The organism is Aquabacterium humicola (assembly GCF_030167915.1).
Lineage (GTDB): Bacteria > Pseudomonadota > Gammaproteobacteria > Burkholderiales > Burkholderiaceae_C > Pseudaquabacterium > Pseudaquabacterium humicola.
This window is the reverse complement of record NZ_JARGNB010000001.1, coordinates 1905631-1920195: the sequence shown is the minus strand read 5'-3', so window position 1 is coordinate 1920195 and position 14565 is coordinate 1905631. Positions and strand designations below refer to the sequence as shown.

Annotated in this window: 13 protein-coding genes and 1 tRNA gene; 2 read left to right on the top strand and 12 right to left on the bottom strand. The window is 70.1% G+C overall.

Annotation, left to right across the window (positions count from 1 at the left end):
* Window positions 1-23 precede the first annotated feature (23 nt).
* From tssG to P1K89_RS08475, 11 genes are all read right to left on the bottom strand, one after another.
* A complete protein-coding gene (tssG, locus tag P1K89_RS08525; RefSeq protein ID WP_284615951.1) occupies window positions 24-1091 on the bottom strand; it encodes a type VI secretion system baseplate subunit TssG in 1068 nt (355 codons plus the stop codon).
* Between the two features lie 39 nt (window positions 1092-1130).
* Complete coding sequence (gene tssF, locus P1K89_RS08520; RefSeq protein ID WP_284615950.1) at window positions 1131-3032, bottom strand: type VI secretion system baseplate subunit TssF; 1902 nt, start codon at window positions 3030-3032, stop codon at window positions 1131-1133.
* A gap of 18 nt (window positions 3033-3050) precedes the next feature.
* The gene (gene tssE / locus P1K89_RS08515; RefSeq protein WP_284615949.1) at window positions 3051-3593 is read right to left on the bottom strand and encodes a type VI secretion system baseplate subunit TssE; all 543 of its coding nucleotides are present in this window, start codon (window positions 3591-3593) and stop codon (window positions 3051-3053) included.
* Between the two features lie 36 nt (window positions 3594-3629).
* Window positions 3630-4499, bottom strand: a complete 870-nt coding sequence (locus P1K89_RS08510) for a type VI secretion system accessory protein TagJ (RefSeq protein ID WP_284615948.1) — start codon at window positions 4497-4499, stop codon at window positions 3630-3632.
* Entirely contained in the window at window positions 4499-5026 is a 528-nt protein-coding gene (locus P1K89_RS08505) for an Hcp family type VI secretion system effector (protein WP_284615947.1), read from the bottom strand. Before P1K89_RS08505 ends, P1K89_RS08510 begins: the two co-directional genes overlap by 1 nt.
* Window positions 5027-5089: 63 nt before the next feature.
* On the bottom strand, window positions 5090-5566 hold the full coding sequence (locus P1K89_RS08500; protein ID WP_284615946.1) for an Hcp family type VI secretion system effector: 477 nt from the start codon (window positions 5564-5566) through the stop codon (window positions 5090-5092).
* A gap of 78 nt (window positions 5567-5644) precedes the next feature.
* A complete protein-coding gene (gene tssC, locus P1K89_RS08495) occupies window positions 5645-7144 on the bottom strand; it encodes a type VI secretion system contractile sheath large subunit (protein WP_284615945.1) in 1500 nt (499 codons plus the stop codon).
* A gap of 46 nt (window positions 7145-7190) precedes the next feature.
* Window positions 7191-7709, bottom strand: a complete 519-nt coding sequence (gene tssB, locus P1K89_RS08490; RefSeq protein WP_284615944.1) for a type VI secretion system contractile sheath small subunit — start codon at window positions 7707-7709, stop codon at window positions 7191-7193.
* A gap of 38 nt (window positions 7710-7747) precedes the next feature.
* Window positions 7748-8767 carry a type VI secretion system protein TssA gene (gene tssA / locus P1K89_RS08485; RefSeq protein ID WP_284615943.1) on the bottom strand — a complete coding sequence of 340 codons (1020 nt, stop codon included), beginning with the start codon at window positions 8765-8767 and terminating at the stop codon, window positions 7748-7750.
* A gap of 247 nt (window positions 8768-9014) precedes the next feature.
* Window positions 9015-10988, bottom strand: a complete 1974-nt coding sequence (locus tag P1K89_RS08480) for an ATP-binding response regulator (RefSeq protein WP_284615942.1) — start codon at window positions 10986-10988, stop codon at window positions 9015-9017.
* 1 nt (window position 10989) lies between these two features.
* The gene (locus P1K89_RS08475; protein ID WP_284615941.1) at window positions 10990-11631 is read right to left on the bottom strand and encodes a response regulator transcription factor; all 642 of its coding nucleotides are present in this window, start codon (window positions 11629-11631) and stop codon (window positions 10990-10992) included.
* A gap of 169 nt (window positions 11632-11800) precedes the next feature.
* Here P1K89_RS08475 and P1K89_RS08470 point away from each other — a divergent pair.
* Window positions 11801-11877 (top strand) — tRNA-Met (locus tag P1K89_RS08470).
* Window positions 11878-11996: 119 nt separating this feature from the next.
* Here the strand turns inward: P1K89_RS08470 and P1K89_RS08465 are convergent.
* Complete coding sequence (locus P1K89_RS08465; RefSeq protein WP_284615940.1) at window positions 11997-13109, bottom strand: extracellular catalytic domain type 1 short-chain-length polyhydroxyalkanoate depolymerase; 1113 nt, start codon at window positions 13107-13109, stop codon at window positions 11997-11999.
* Window positions 13110-13260: 151 nt separating this feature from the next.
* On the opposite strand from P1K89_RS08465, the gene P1K89_RS08460 reads away from it, so the two are divergent.
* Window positions 13261-14541 (top strand): phospholipase D-like domain-containing protein, encoded by a 1281-nt coding sequence (locus P1K89_RS08460; protein ID WP_284615939.1) that lies wholly within the window; start codon window positions 13261-13263, stop codon window positions 14539-14541.
* Window positions 14542-14565: the final 24 nt, after the last annotated feature.

The following is a 14565-nucleotide window of genomic DNA, read 5'->3' as shown; positions in this document are numbered from 1 at the left end:
TTGGAGGAATCGTGTTGTGATCGTCAGACGCGCGCGCCCAGGCGTCGCAGCAGGAATGCATTGCCTGGCCGCAGCTTCAGCTCGTCGCGGTCGGTGGCCGGCGGCTGGCGGCCGCGGCGGCCGAGCCAGCTGGTCAGGCCCAGGCGCATGCGGCGGTCCAGGTGCGGCTTCGGCACCTCGGCCTGCTTCAGCACCAGTTGCACGTCCCAGCCCAGGTCCAGGCCGGCGAGCAGGCGCACCCAGTCGGCCAGCGGCTGCCAGGCGCGGCCACCGGGCAGGAAGTCCTCGTACTGCTTCAGGCTCAGCGGCCCCAGGCGCAGGCGGAACTTGTACTGGCGGTCCCAGACCTTGTGGCCGGCATTGGCCGACAGGCCCAGCTCGGCATGCGGCACCTGCGATCGTTCGGGCCGGTTGCGCGCGAAGCCCAGGCGCGAGCGGTCCTCGCCGGCGATGGCCAGCCACTGGCCGACGTTCGCTTCCAGCGCCACCGGCACGCCGAAGTACTGGCGCAGCACCTTGGTCAGCGCTTCGGGATGGCGGCTGCGGCTGGCGATCATGCCGGCCTGGTAGAGCTTGGCGCTGTCGGGGATCGCGTCGCGGCCGCTGCCCAGGCGGTTCAGGCCGAAGGTCGCGCCCAGCCACGCGCCGTAGCGGTCGGTCAGCGGCCGGTCCTGCTGCACCACCGGCTGGGACTGCGCCCAGGCCCGGTAGAACAGGCTGATCATGCGGTGGTGGAAGATGTCGAGGAAGCGCGACGAGGTCGGGTCGGCGCGCTGGTGCAGGCGCTCGCGCACGTACTCCGTCAGGTGCAGCGGCATCGGACCGTGCGGCCCCAGCAGCCCGAAGAAGCGCACGCCGACGTGGGGCACGCTGCGGCCGTGGTGGTCGAAGCGCGAGATCGCGGCCGGCGCGAAGTCGAGCTCCGGCACCTGGCCCAGGCGCACCGCCTCCTGCGACGGCCGCTGGCCCAGGCCCAGCGGCGGATGCTCGGGCCGCAGCGCGTCGATGCGCCGCATCAGCGCATAGAAGTCGAAGGCCCATGGTTGGGCCTCGACGTCGGCAAACAGCTGCTGCAGCGCGCGGCTATCCATGGTGCATGGGTCTGGCTCGCTGGCGGTGCCGCCCGGGCGTCACAGGGTGGCCCGATCGCCCAGGTGAGGCGCCCAGGTCTTCACCAGGCCGCGCTGCTGGCTGCGCAGCGTCAGCTGGGTGAAGCTGTTGATCGCCGCATGGCGGGCGAAGAACTGCTCGAGCACCGACGCCAGCAGGAAGGCGCTGGAACCCTGGAAGCGCAGCTCGTCGACTTCCATCGTCAGGTCGATGCCGCTGCCGAAGGACAGCGGGCCCTTGAACGGCAGGCGCCGCACCACCGGCTGCGCGCGCAGGCTCAGGATGCCGTCGACCTGGTGGCTCCATGCCAGGTCGGCCGGCGGGCCGTAGAGCTTCAGCGTGTCGCGCAGCGCGGACGCCACCTGCTCCGGGCTGCCGGCCAGCGACAGGTGGTTCTGCGTCAGCTGGCTGATCAGGCTCCAGCCGATGTCGCCGGTGGGCCGGCGCGAGACCGGCCGGGTGGGGCCGCGCACGCAGGTGACGGTGGACACCGGGCCGGGGGCGTCGAGCTTCCACGCGTCCGCGCCGCTGGCGCCGGCCTGCGGCAGCAGCGCCGGCAGGTCGCGGTTGCTGCACCAGGCGATCACCGACAGCTGGCGCAGGTGCTCGCGATAGGCGCCATGGTGAGCGTCCACCAGCGACAGGAAGATCTCCTCGCCGATGTACGACGAGCGCAGCCCCTGCTGGCGCTGGCGCTGCGACATCAGCCGCGGCTCGCGCCGCACGGTGAAGTAGCCGTGGCCCTCCAGCGGGGCCTCGTGGTGCGTCGTGAACAGCGGCTTGAACTCGCGCTGCGGCTCGCGGCCGGTGCCGTGGCCGACCACCGACTCGACGCTGTGCACCTCGAGGTCCATCGGCCGCGTGCGGTCGGGCACCAGGTGGTACTCCCAGGCGCCGGGGCCGAGTTGCACGCGATCGACCCGCTTCTGGAACAGGTTGATCGCGGGCGTGCAGAAAAGCGCGAGGGTCCCGCCGTCCACCAGCGTTTCGAGTGCAGGATCCCCGCGTGAAAAAAGGATGACCAGCTCGGCCGTGTCGCCCGTCACCTGGGCCAGACGCGGTGCGAGCTCGGTGAGGTCGAAGAACATCAGCCGCTGCGGCAGCGCGGCCAGCTCCTGCAGCAGGCGGTGGCCGGAGAACGCGCGCAGCGTCTCGGGCAGCAGCGACTCGTCGGCGGCCAGTCCGACCGGCTGCACGCTGGCCGGGCCGCGCCACTGGCGTGCCAGCTCGGCGCTGGAGCCGCCCGCGGCGGCGCCGGGCGTGCCGGGCACCACCAGCGTGCCCAGCGGCGTGCCCAGCACCAGCTCGTGCACGCGGAAGGCGATGTCGTCGGGCGCGGCGATGTAGAAGCCGAGGCGGTCGAGCTTGAGCTGGTCGAAACGCAGGCCGCCGCCGGCGCGCAGCTTGATGCGCAGGCCGCCCTTGGCCGGCTTGGCCTGCGGCAGCCGCGCAAGCGACAGGTCCGGCGCGTGGGTGAAGTACTGCACGCCGACCAGCTCGATCGGCCACAGCGTCACCGACATCGCGGTGCGGAACTCGCAGTAGGTTTCCTGCCCGCGCGGCTGCAGCGACTGCAGCGTCGCCCCGCGCGGCACGTTGTAGCCGCGCGCGAGGTTCGGATCGGCCGGATCGGCGCCGAGCCGGGCCACCATCATCGAGGGCACCGGCGCCAGGAAGTTCGGGTAGATCGACTCCAGCAAGTGCGCGATCAGCCGCGGCTGCTCGGCCTCGAGCTTGAGCTGCACGCGGGCGGCGAGGAAGGCGAAGCCTTCGAGCAGGCGCTCGACATAGGGGTCGGCGACCTCCATGCCTTCGAGGCCGAGGCGCGAGGCGATCTTCGGGAACTCGGCGGCGAACTCGCCGCCGACCTCGCGCAGGTGGGTCAGCTCGTCCTGGTACAGGCGAACCAGTCGGGGGTCCATGGCCGCTGCCTTTGCGCGTCAGCGACCGGCGGCCGCGGCGCGCGAGGGCACGGCGCTGGTGGCGTCGCGCACCTCGACCTGGCCGGCCTCGAGGTCGAGCTTGGTGCGCAGCAGCACCTCCAGCGGCACCGGCTGCGCCCACAGATGGCCGCGGATCTCGAACTCGATCATGTTGTGGGTGTCGAGCACGTGCGTGGCCTCGAGCGCGATCACCTTCAGCGATTCGGGCAGCAGCCGCGGCTCGAAGCGCAGGATGGCCTGGCGGATCGTGCGTTCGAGCTGGTTGACGTCGACCTTGCTGACGAGCTGGCCCGACAGCGCCGGCAGCCCGTAGTTCAGCACGCTCTCGGCGATCATCGGATGCTGTTCCTGCTGCGACGGCGGCAGGGGTTGCGTCGCGTTGAACAGCCAGCTCAGGTCGCGCAGCACCGCCTGGCGCAGCGCCGCCTTCGACATCACCCGGCGATCCGAGGATTCCTGGCGTTCGTGCGGGGCGTCGTCGGTCAGGCGGTCCAGCAGCGCGGGCTGCAGGCGGTCGCGGATTTCGGTGCTGGTGGCCATCGGTCGGCGGTGCGGTCGATCTGCGGCGTGCGAGCGTCAGCCGCCGCCGTCGCTGGGGCCGGCGGCCGCGTCGTCGGCCGCCGCGGGCGCTTCGGGTTCGGCCGGCACGCTGGTCTGCAGCGTCAGCTCGCGCACCTCGAGCAGTCCGAGCTCGGCGCTGCTGGTGGCGATCACGCGCTGGCCGAGGCCGCGGTACTGGCCCTCGGCCAGCTCGAGCCATTCGGTCTTGCGCGACATCAGCAGCGCGCCGTCGGCATCGGCGGTCGCGGTGCCGGCGTAACGCGTCGGGATCAGCGCCACCGATTCGCCGCCGTTGGCGAAGGTGATCTGCGCCGGCGTCCACACCAGGTCGCGCAGGTCGGCCGGCGCCTCGACGACGATCTTCTGCAGGTGCGCGAACGGCACCCAGCCGTAGCGGCCGTTGATGACGATCTCGAGCACCGGCCCAAGCCGCGAATCGGCGTCGGCGATCCAGTCGAAGGCTTCGCCGTTCATCGCGCCGGCGGTCGGTTCGGCCTGTTCGAAGGCCGATTCGCGCAGCTTCGCGGCCTGCGCATGTTCGCCCGTGGCATCGGCCTGCAGCGCCTGCGCGAGCAGCGCGACCCAGGCGGTCGGCGGACCGAACACGTGCGGCAGCGTCTTGCCGCTCATCACCGCCTCGCGCACGGCTTCGCATTGCAGCCCGGGGCGGTAGGTGTTGACCATCGCCAGCGCGGCGGCATCGAGCTCGCCGCAGACATGCAGCTGGTCCATCGCACGCTGCCACTGGCCCAGCACCGACAGCAGCTGGAACAGGAAGATGCGCAGCTTGGCGTCGGCGGCCTTGCCGCGCACCTGCGACTGCAGCGCGGCGAGCGCGCCTTTCGGATCGCCGGCGGCGAGCAGTTCCTGAGGGGTTTGCGTCATCAGGCGGACTCCACCAGTTCGTCGGTGAAGGTCATGCTGCCACCCTTGATGCCGGTGGACTTCTGCGGCTTGTATTCGACTTCGACCTTGGTGAAGACGATGGCCACGATCTCGGCGGTCTCGCCGTCGCTGCCGGTGCTGTGCGTGACACCGCTGATGCGGGCACCCTTCAGCGTGATCACGAAGTAGTCGTTCTGCTCGCCGCCGGCCTTGCGCATCGTCAGCTTGGCTTCCTTGACCTCGTCGTTGGTCGCCAGCGCCGACATCAGCGCGGTGGTGGCCGAGTCGATGCGCTTGTGCACCGTCAGCGCGGAATACGAGCGGCGCGAGGTGGCCTGGGTATTGCCGATCGCCGAGCTGGCCGTCAGGCCCCACTGCCAGCGTTCGACGATGATGTCTTCCTCGTGGCCGAGCGAGGTCGATTCGCCCTTGATCTTGCCGGCGCGCTTGGTCTGCACGCGCAGGAAGACGTCGCTGCCGGATTGACCGCGCACCGGGACGTTGAGTTCATTGAGCATCACGGCCATGAAGGCACTCCTGCGGTGGCGAACCGGCAGACGGCCCCGCCGGGGCGGGGCCGCCAGTGGGCATCAGCGCGTCTCGGTGGTGGCGATGTTCCAGCCGAACTTGACTTCGCCGCCCAGGCCGCCCTTGTCGTCTTGCGGCTTGTACGAGTACTCGATGTCCTTGGCGGTCATCGAGACCGACTCGACGATCTCGCCGCCGCTGGAGCCGGCGGGCTGCACGCTGGTGATGAAGACTTCCTTCATCGTGACCTTGAAGAAGTCCTTCTGGCCTTCGCCGGACTTGCGCGCGGTCATGACGACTTCCTTGAAGTGCTTGCCCGAGGCGCAGTTCTTCGCCAGCACCGGGGAGGCCTTGTCGTACTTGTGCATGAAGTTGAAGTCGCTGGCGGTGCCCTTGCCCTGGGCCGAGCCGCCGCCGGCGAAGCCGCTGGCGTTCGAGACGCCCCAGCTCCACGAGAGCACTTCGATCTCGTTCTTGTGGTCCTTGTGGGTGGCTTCGCCTTCAACGCCGTCGAACTTGATATGGCAATCGATGGTCATGATGAGTTTCCTGAATGTGAGTGAGTGAGTGAGGTGGGGTGGTGAATTGCTGGAAGCGGACGCGTTAACGAACAGTGGTTATTGCTGCTTCTGCGACGGCAGCTTGGATACGAGACGCAGCGACACCGTCAGCCCTTCGAGCTGGTAGTGCGGCCGGAGGAAGAACTTCGAGCTGTAGTAGCCGGGGTTGCCGGGGATCTCCTCGACGAGAACCTCGGCGGCAGCCAGCGGCTTCTGGGCCTTGGTGGTCTGGGACGAATTCGCCGGGTCGCCGTCGACGTAATTCATGATCCATTGGTTGAGCCACTTCTCCATGTCGGAGCGTTCCTTGAACGAGCCGACCTTGTCGCGCACGATGCACTTCAGGTAGTGCGCGAAGCGGCAGCAGGCGAACAGGTACGGCAGCCGCGCGGAGAGGTTCGCGTTGGCGGTGGCGTCGGGATCGTCGTACTCCTGCGGCTTCTGCAGCGATTGCGCGCCGATGAAGGCCGCGAAGTCGCTGTTCTTGCGGTGCACCAGCGGCATGAAGCCGTTCTTCGCGAGCTCCGCCTCGCGGCGGTCGCTGATGGCGATCTCGGTCGGGCACTTCATGTCGACGCCGCCGTCGTCGGTCGGGAAGGTGTGCGTCGGCAGACCCTCGACCGCGCCGCCGGACTCGATGCCGCGGATGCAGGTGCCCCAGCCGTAGAGCTTGTACGAGCGGTTGATGTTCACGGCCATCGCGTAGGCCGCGTTGGTCCAGGTGTAGCGGCTGTGGTCGCCGCCGCCGGTCTCTTCCTCGAAGTTGAAGGCTTCGACCGGGTTGGTCTTGGCGCCGTACGGCAGGCGCGACAGGAAGCGCGGCATCGCCAGGCCGAGGTAGCGCGAGTCGTCGGATTCGCGCAGCGAGCGCCAGCCGGCGTACTCGGGCGTCGAGAAGATCTTCGTCAGGTCGCGCGGGTTGGCCAGTTCCTGCCACGAATTCATCTGCATCAGCGTCGGGCTGGCCGCGGCGATGAAGGGCGCGTGCGCGGCGGCGCAGACCTTGCTCATCTCGCCGAGCATCTCGACGTCGGGCGGGCTCTGGTCGAAGTAGTAGTCGCCGACCAGGCAGCCGAAGGGCTCGCCGCCGAACTGGCCGTACTCCTCTTCGTAGACCTTCTTGAACAGCGGGCTCTGGTCCCACGCCGTGCCCTTGAAGCGCTTGAGCGTCTTGGCCACGTCGTTCTTCGAGATGTTCATCACGCGGATCTTCAGCATCTCGTCGGTCTCGGTGTTGTTGACGAGGTAGTGAAGGCCGCGCCAGGCGCTCTCGAGCTTCTGGAAGTCCTCGTGGTGCAGGATCGCGTTGACCTGCTCGGAGAGCTTCTTGTCGATCTCGGCGATCATGGCCTCGATCGAGACCAGCACGTCGCTGCCGATGACCTTGGTCTGCGACAGCGCCTGCTGCGCCAGCGTCAGCACCGCGGATTCGACCGCGGACTTGGCCTCTTCGCTCTTCGGCTTGAATTCCTTGTTCAGCAGCGAGGCGAACTCGCCGCCTTCGAAGGTCAGGCCCTGCAGGGCGGAGGCGCCGGATTGGGTGGATGCGTCAGCCATGGTGAATGTGCTCCGGATGGATTGAGGTGCGTCGACGTGGGCGGGCTTATTCGGCCGGCTTGTCGGCTTCCGGAGCGGCGGCCTTCGCGGCGGCCAGCGACTTCAACAGGGCTTCGTCCTTGATCACCTTGGCGATCAGTTCCTCGGCGCCGGTCTTGCCGTCCATGTAGGTGATGAGGTTGGCCAGCTGCTGGCGCGCCTCGAGCATCTGCTTCAGGCCGTCGACCTTCGCGGCCACGGCGGCCGGCGAGAAGTCGTCCATGCTCTCGAAGGTGATGTCGACGGCGATGTTGCCCTCGCCGGTCAGCGTATTGGGCACCTGGAACGCGACGCGCGGCTTCATCGACTTCATGCGCGAGTCGAAGTTGTCGACGTCGATCTCGAGGAACTTGCGCTCTGCCACCGGCGGCAGCGCCTCGGTGGGCTTGCCCGAGAGGTCCGACAGCACGCCCATCACGAAGGGCAGCTGGACCTTCTTCTCGGCGCCGTAGAGCTCGACGTCGTATTCGATCTGGACCCGCGGTGCGCGATTGCGGGCGATGAACTTTTGACTGCTGGTGGCCATGACGTGCTCCTGTCAGTGCGTGCGGTGGATGAAAGGGTCTAGTTCTCGTTCTCGGAACCGGCCAGGCGTTCGATCTGGCTCAGGCCGTCGGGCGCGAGATCACGGATGATCTCGATGAAACTCTTGCTCATCAAGCGCTGCGCGCGTCGGATCAGCAGGGGAGCAGGGTGACTCGGTTCGTGGCGGTCGAACCAGTCGCAGACGCGCTCGAGCATGCGGGCGGCGTCCTCGCGGCTGGAGATGGTGCCGGGCGCCGAGATGCTGCGCGGCGCGCCTGCGACGCCGACGCTGCCCGCCGCGGCGGTGGCGTCGTCGTCGGCGGCCGCCTCCGAGGCGACGCCCTGCGCCGCGTTCGTGGCCTCGTCCAGCATCTGCAGCAGCTTCTGCAGCGGGCGGAACTCCGGCGCCGCGGTGCCGACCTTGTCGTCGAGCAGCTTGGCCGCCTCGCGCATCGCCCGGGTGCCGGCGGTGATGGCCTCGCCGAGCGCGGGCTGGTGCTGCAGCGCAGCGGACAGCGCTTGGCGCACGCCGCTTTCGCTGGGCACCGACTCGCCGTCGCGCGGCTCGTCCTTGCCGAGGCCGAGCTCGAGGTCGCGCAGCGTGATGCCGCCGCGGTCGCCGGCCAGCGGGGCGGCGCGCAGGTCGGCAATCAGCGCGTCGATCGCGACCATCGGCGCCAGCGCGTTCATGCGCATGGTGGGATCGTCGTGGTCGCTGGCGTCGAGCTGCGGGTGCACGGTGGTCCACTGCTCGCTGAGCAGCCGCTGCACCAGCTGCAGGCCCTGCATCGCGCCCTGCAGGCCGTTCAGGCGGGCTTCGCTGCGCGCCAGCCACACGGCCACGCGCAGGTCGCGGGTGCGGGCGGCGAGATCCTTCGCATGCTCCTGCACGGTGCGCCAGTCGGGGCCCTCGGCCGCGACGATGTGGTCGCCGTACTGCTGCTCGGGCTTGCCCGCGCCGGCCAGTTCCAGCTGCAGGAAAACCGGGTCGTACTCCAGGTCGGCCCCGCTGGGGGCGTCTTCCGCGATCGGGCTGGCGAGCGACTCGATGTCGAGCATGGTGTCCTGGGGGGTTCGACCAGCCTGTGACAGCCGGTCCCGTTTGCATTGGGAGCGACTCTAGGAGGCCCGCCCCCCGCGCACAGTGGTCGAAAGTCATCTGCCCCGGCCGGGGTGGCGGAGGCCCCCCACGAAGCGAGAAGCTTTTCTCGGTCGGCACTGCACCCGCGCCCGCCGGCGCCGCGTAGCTGCCCTGGTTTCGGCAGCGCAGCCTCGGCGAGGGTGCGCGTCAGCGCCAGGCGCCGCCTCAGTTCAAGGTGCTTCGCAAGGCCTCGAACAGCCGCCGCGGCTGCACCGGCTTGAACAGCACCGGATGCCCGCTGGTCGTGATGCGCTGGATCTCGTCGTGCGCGGTGTCGCCGGTGACGAGGATCGCCGGCACCTCCTGGCCGCACAGCCTGCGGACCGCGGCGATGGCCTCCAGCCCGTCGGGGCCGTCGCCCAGGTGCAGGTCGGACAGCACGAGGTCGACGTGGCCCTCGAGCGCCTGCGTCGCGTGCTCGGCCTGCTGCGCATCGGCCGCTGTCATGGCCTGATAGCCCCACTCCTCGAGCAGCAGGCGCAGGCCTTCGCGGATGGGTTCCTCGTCGTCGATCACCAGCACCATCTGCGGGGCCGAGGCGACCATCGGCAGCGTATCGGCCGGCGCGATGTCCTCCTGGATGCCTGGCAGCTGGCCGATCGGGATGCCGATGCGGAACATCGTGCCCTTGCCGGGGCGCGACGCGACCACCAGCCGATGGTTCAGCAGCTGCGCCAGGCGCTTGACGATCGACAGCCCCATGCCCAGGCCATGCGTGCGGTCGCGCTCGCCGCGACCCACCTGGTAGAACTCCTCGAAGATGCGCGGCAGCAGTTCGGGGGCGATGCCGACCCCGGTGTCCCAGATCTCGACGTTGACGAAGCGGCTGGTCGAGCGCGCGACGACAACGATGCCGCCGTGCTCGCTGTACTTGATCGCGTTCTGGATCAGGTTGCCGACGATGCGCTCGAGCAGCTGCGGGTCGCTGGTCACCGACTTGCCGCCCGGCGAGAAGCGCAGCCCCAGCCCGGCCAGCTCGGCCTGGCCGGCGTAGTGCATGTGCAGGCGGCGGAACATGTCGCGCAGCGGGAAGGTCTGCAGCCGCGGGCTCATCACGCCGGCGTCGAGCCGCGAGATGTCGAGCATCGCATTGAACGAGCGCTCCAGCCCGTCGATCGAGCGCATCAGGTTGCGCGCCAGCGGTTCGTCGGGGCTGTGCTGCAGGCGCTTGTGCAGGGTGGCGGCGAACAGGCCCAGCGCATGCACCGGCTGGCGCAGGTCGTGGCTGGCGATGGCCAGGAAGCGGCTCTTGTCCTGGTCGGCCGCCCACGCGGCGTCGCGTTCGCCCTCGAGCCCGCGCAGCCGCGCGCCCTGCTCGATCAGCGCGCGCGTGTTCTGGCGCCAGTTGCGCTGGCGCAGCCGCAGCACGGCCGCGGCCACCAGGCAGGCCGCGACGCCGCCGAACAGCGGTGCGATGCGCGCCGGGCCGGTGAGCTGCGTCGCCGCCGCCAGCGCCGGCGACAGCGGCAGCAGCGCCAGGGCCTGCGAGATGCGCGGCAGCGGCGACAGGCTGGCGGCGCCGGCGAAGGCGAAGACGGTGCTCGCGAGCGTCAGCAGGCCGAAACCGGCCTCGCCGAGGCCGCCGAGTGCGGCGCCGAGCCAGGGCAGGGCGCCGACGGCGAGGCCCGCGCTGCTCACCAGCGCGGCGATGCGGTGGCCGGTGGGACTCGGTTCGCCGGGTTTCGCGACGCGGTGGCGCGTCTGCCGCGGCAGCCACCACAGCAGGGTCGCGATGCCCAGCAGCAGCGTACCGGCGGCCAGCGCGAGCGCCGGCGAGCGCCACCACAGCGCCAGCACGATCGGTGGCGTGCTGGCGGCCAGGCACAGGCCCCAGGTCGGCAGCGCCGCGAGCGCCGCGCGCAGCGCCGCGTCGCGCAGGCGCTCGTCGATCTGCCGGCGCTCGGCGATCCGGCGTTCGGTGGCGGCCGCCGCGTCGGCCACCGGCTGGTCGGCCTCGACGGCGATGAAGACCAGCGGCGGCGCGGGGGCGTCGGCGGGCGCGTCAACGGGCGCGTTAACGGGCGCGATGGCGGGCGCGATGGCGGGCGAGCCCCCCGGCGTCATGGCTGGCGCGCTGGTCGCCGCCGCGGCGGCGGGGTCGGCCGGCAGGGCCGGCTCGGGAGAACCGGCCGTGGCCACGTCAGCGGAACAGGCTGATCAGGTGCGAGCGCGAGCGCACGTCCAGCGCCAGCAGCAGCGAGGACACGTAGTTCTTCACCGTGCCCAGCGACAGGTTGGTCGAGTTGCTGATCTCCTGGTTCGTGCAGCCGGACAGCACCAGTTCCAGGATCTCGAGGTGGCGCGGCCCGAGCTCGGCGACGCGGTCGTACATCGCCGACGACGGGAAGCGCGGGAACAGCGCGCTGGTCGGTGCCGCCGGGCCGCGCGATTCCGGCGCGCCGTTCGGGAACAGCAGCGCGACCAGCGTGTCGCGCATCTGGGTCATCATCGTGCCCTTGCCGACATAGGCCGCGGCGCCCAGCGCGCGCGCCTGGCGGATCACGAACTCGTCCTGCGTGCCGCTGAACACCGCGACGCGGGCCTTCGGGTGCGCCTGCAGGAACTGGCGCAGGCCCTGCAGGCCCTTGCAGTCGGCGAGGTTCAGGTCGAGCAGCACCGCGTCGACCGCGCCGTGCGAGGTGTAGCTGTCGATCGCTTCCTGCAGCGTGCCGGCTTCGAGCCATTCGACGGGCACGCCGAGCAGCTCGGCGTACATCGTCTTGACGCCGAAGCGCACCAGTTCATGGTCGTCGACCAGCAGGACGGTTTTCTTGTCGCTCATCGCTTCACACAGTGGAGGCTCCGGCACCCGGAGTAACAACGCGCACGTTACGCTACGCCGGCCGGCGTCACAACGTTCTGCATCCTACGCGCGCGCCACGGCCATCGTCGCGCTGGTCGGGCTCGATGTCGAGGTCATCGGAATGGTGCTATAGTCCGATCCTTCCAGACGCGGGGTGGAGCAGCCTGGTAGCTCGTTGGGCTCATAACCCAAAGGTCGCAAGTTCAAATCTTGCCCCCGCAACCAAGATTCCGGCGTCGCCAGACGCCCTGCGAAGCCCGCCGATCGGCCTGATCCGCGGGCTTCGTGCTTTGCGGGCCTAGCGGCCTGCCGGAGCGGCCACGCACGCTGCGCGAGGCGCCCCGTCAGTCGAGGAAGAAGCGCACGATCTGCGCCGACGCATCGGGGCCCGCCGCATCGGTGTACGAGCCCGCCGGGCTGCCGCCGAACCACGCGTGCGCGCCACCATGCACGACCCAGCTCTCCACCGCGGTGCGCCCTGCCGCATCGACGTAGCGGTGCGTCGTGCAGCGGCGGCCGTCGGACCCGGTGTCGACATCCACGCGGCGCAGCGGCCGGCCGGCCCGTTCGAAGGCCGCCACGCTGCGGTCGACGATCGCCGTGCCGTTGGCCGGCGTGACCGTCGCATCGCGATCGCCGTGGAAGACGATGGTAGGCCGCGCGCCGCGGTGCGCGATGCCCGGCACGGGACCGGCGGTGCGTCCGTGCATCGCCGCGAAGGCCGATGGCACGTCGTGCGCCGCACCCATCGGCAGCCCGGAGTGCGCCGCCACGGCCGCGAAGACCTCCGGGTACAGCTCGCCGAGGATCACCGCCATCGCTGCGCCGGCGGACAAGCCGGCCACGTACACCCGCCCCGGCGCCACCGCGTGGCTGCGGCCGATCTCGGCCACGATGCCGGCGATCAGCGCCGGTTCCGCGCCGTCGCGCGACTGATGCGCGCGCTCGAACCAGTTCCAGCAGTTCGAGCCGTTCGCGCGCACCTCCTGCGCCGGGTAGGCGACCAGGAAGCCGTGCTGCTCGGCCAGCCGGTTCATGCGCGTGCCGGCGGCAAAGTCGTCCGGGTTCTGCTTGCAGCCATGCAGCATCACGATCAGCGGCAACGGCGTGCCGTCGAAGGCCGCCGGCACGTAGAGCTTGTAGCCGAGGCTGCCGTGCCGGCTGGTGTGGCGCCGGCTCAGGAACTGCCCGACGTCGTCTCTGACGTCGCTGACGTCGCTGACGTCGATGACATCGTCTTCGCGGCGAACCGGTCGCGTGCGCACCGGTGCACCCGCCGGCGCGGCGTCGTGGACGGTGTCGGCGCGCGGCGGTGTCGCGGTCCGCGCGATCAGACCGGCCGCCGCCAGCGCGCGGTCGATGGTCGCGCGCACACCCTGCCCGCGCGCCTGGGCGCGGCCGAGGCCGGCGGCGTCGAGCGCGCGGTCGATGGTGTCGACGAGGGATTCGAGCGCCATGGGCGTCTCCAAAAATGCTGCACTGCAGCAATCATGCGCCTGATTTGATCCGCGGGGGCATCGCAGTGGCATTCATCGGCCGCGAGGACGGGCCGGGCCCCGCGCTTGCCAATTGAAGTGCCATCGACCGCCCGACACCGCCGAACCTGACGTGAAGACCCTTTCGTGGATCTGGATTGCCCTCGGCAGTTGCCTGCTCACGCTCGCCGTGGTGCTGGTGGTCATCAACTTCAGCAGCGGCGAGAAGAAGGTCAGCCAGCGCGTCGAGCACCTGTACGGGACCGACGACGCGCAGTTCCGTCGTGTCATGGGCGTGCTGCTCGGGCCGCAGATGCTCGACGGTAACCGCGCCGAAGTGCTGCTCAACGGCGACGCGATCTTTCCGGCGATGCTGGCCGCGATCCGCGGCGCGCGCCGCACGATCACCTTCGAAACCTACATCTACTGGTCCGAGTCGATCGGGCGCGAGTTCGCCGATGCGCTGATCGAGCGGGCGCGCGGCGGCGTGCGCGTGCACGTGCTGCTCGACTGGCTCGGCAGCGTGAAGATGGAGTCGCGCTACCTCGAGCAGATGCAGGCCGCCGGCATCGAGATCGAACGTTTCCACGAGCCGCACTGGTGGAACCTGCCGCGCATGAACAACCGCACGCACCGCAAGCTGCTGGTGATCGACGGCACGACGGGCTTCACCGGCGGCGTCGGCATCGCCGACAAGTGGCGCGGCCGGGCGCAGGATCCCGACCACTGGCGCGACACGCACTTCCGCGTCGAGGGACCGGTCGTGGCGCAGATGCAGGCGGTGTTCGTCGACAACTGGACCAAGGCGACCGGCCGCGTGCTGCACGGCGAGGCGTACTTTCCCGCGCTGTCGCCGCGCGGGGAGTCCGCGGCGCAGATGTTCAGCAGCTCGCCCAGCGGCGGCAGCGAGAGCATGCACCTGATGTACCTGCTCGCGGTGACCGCCGCGACGCGCAGCATCCACCTGTCGAGCTCGTACTTCGTGCCCGACGACCTGATGACGCAGGCGCTGGCCGCGGCCGCGCGGCGCGGCGTGCAGGTGCGCATCATCGTGCCCGGCCCGGACATCGACACCGACATCGTGCGCCGCGCATCGCGTGCGCGCTGGGGGCCGCTGCTCGAAGCCGGCGCGACCATCGCCGAATACCAGCCGACGATGTTCCACTGCAAGGTGCTGGTGGTCGACGCCTTGATGGTGTCGGTGGGCTCGACGAACTTCGACAACCGCTCGTTCCGCCTCAACGACGAGGCCAACCTCAACCTCATCGACGCGGCCTTCGCCCGACGGCAGATCGAGGTCTTCGAGCAGGACTTCCGGCAGTCCCGGCCCGTCACGCTGCAGGCCTGGCGGCACCGGCCGCTGAAGGAGAAGGCGCTGGAGCACGTGGCCTCGTGGTTCGGCGCGCAGCTGTAGCGTGCGCGCACGCGGCGGTGGCCG

Excerpts from the sequence above, each read along its gene's own strand:
- tssG (WP_284615951.1), bottom strand. The coding sequence starts at position 1,091 with ATGGATAGCCGCGCGCTGCAGCAGCTGTTTGCCGACGTCGAGGCCCAA.
- tssF (WP_284615950.1), bottom strand. The coding sequence starts at position 3,032 with ATGGACCCCCGACTGGTTCGCCTGTACCAGGACGAGCTGACCCACCTG.
- tssE (WP_284615949.1), bottom strand. The coding sequence starts at position 3,593 with ATGGCCACCAGCACCGAAATCCGCGACCGCCTGCAGCCCGCGCTGCTG.
- P1K89_RS08510 (WP_284615948.1), bottom strand. The coding sequence starts at position 4,499 with ATGACGCAAACCCCTCAGGAACTGCTCGCCGCCGGCGATCCGAAAGGC.
- P1K89_RS08505 (WP_284615947.1), bottom strand. The coding sequence starts at position 5,026 with ATGGCCGTGATGCTCAATGAACTCAACGTCCCGGTGCGCGGTCAATCC.
- P1K89_RS08500 (WP_284615946.1), bottom strand. The coding sequence starts at position 5,566 with ATGACCATCGATTGCCATATCAAGTTCGACGGCGTTGAAGGCGAAGCC.
- tssC (WP_284615945.1), bottom strand. The coding sequence starts at position 7,144 with ATGGCTGACGCATCCACCCAATCCGGCGCCTCCGCCCTGCAGGGCCTG.
- tssB (WP_284615944.1), bottom strand. The coding sequence starts at position 7,709 with ATGGCCACCAGCAGTCAAAAGTTCATCGCCCGCAATCGCGCACCGCGG.
- tssA (WP_284615943.1), bottom strand. The coding sequence starts at position 8,767 with ATGCTCGACATCGAGTCGCTCGCCAGCCCGATCGCGGAAGACGCCCCC.
- P1K89_RS08475 (WP_284615941.1), bottom strand. The coding sequence starts at position 11,631 with ATGAGCGACAAGAAAACCGTCCTGCTGGTCGACGACCATGAACTGGTG.
- P1K89_RS08465 (WP_284615940.1), bottom strand. The coding sequence starts at position 13,109 with ATGGCGCTCGAATCCCTCGTCGACACCATCGACCGCGCGCTCGACGCC.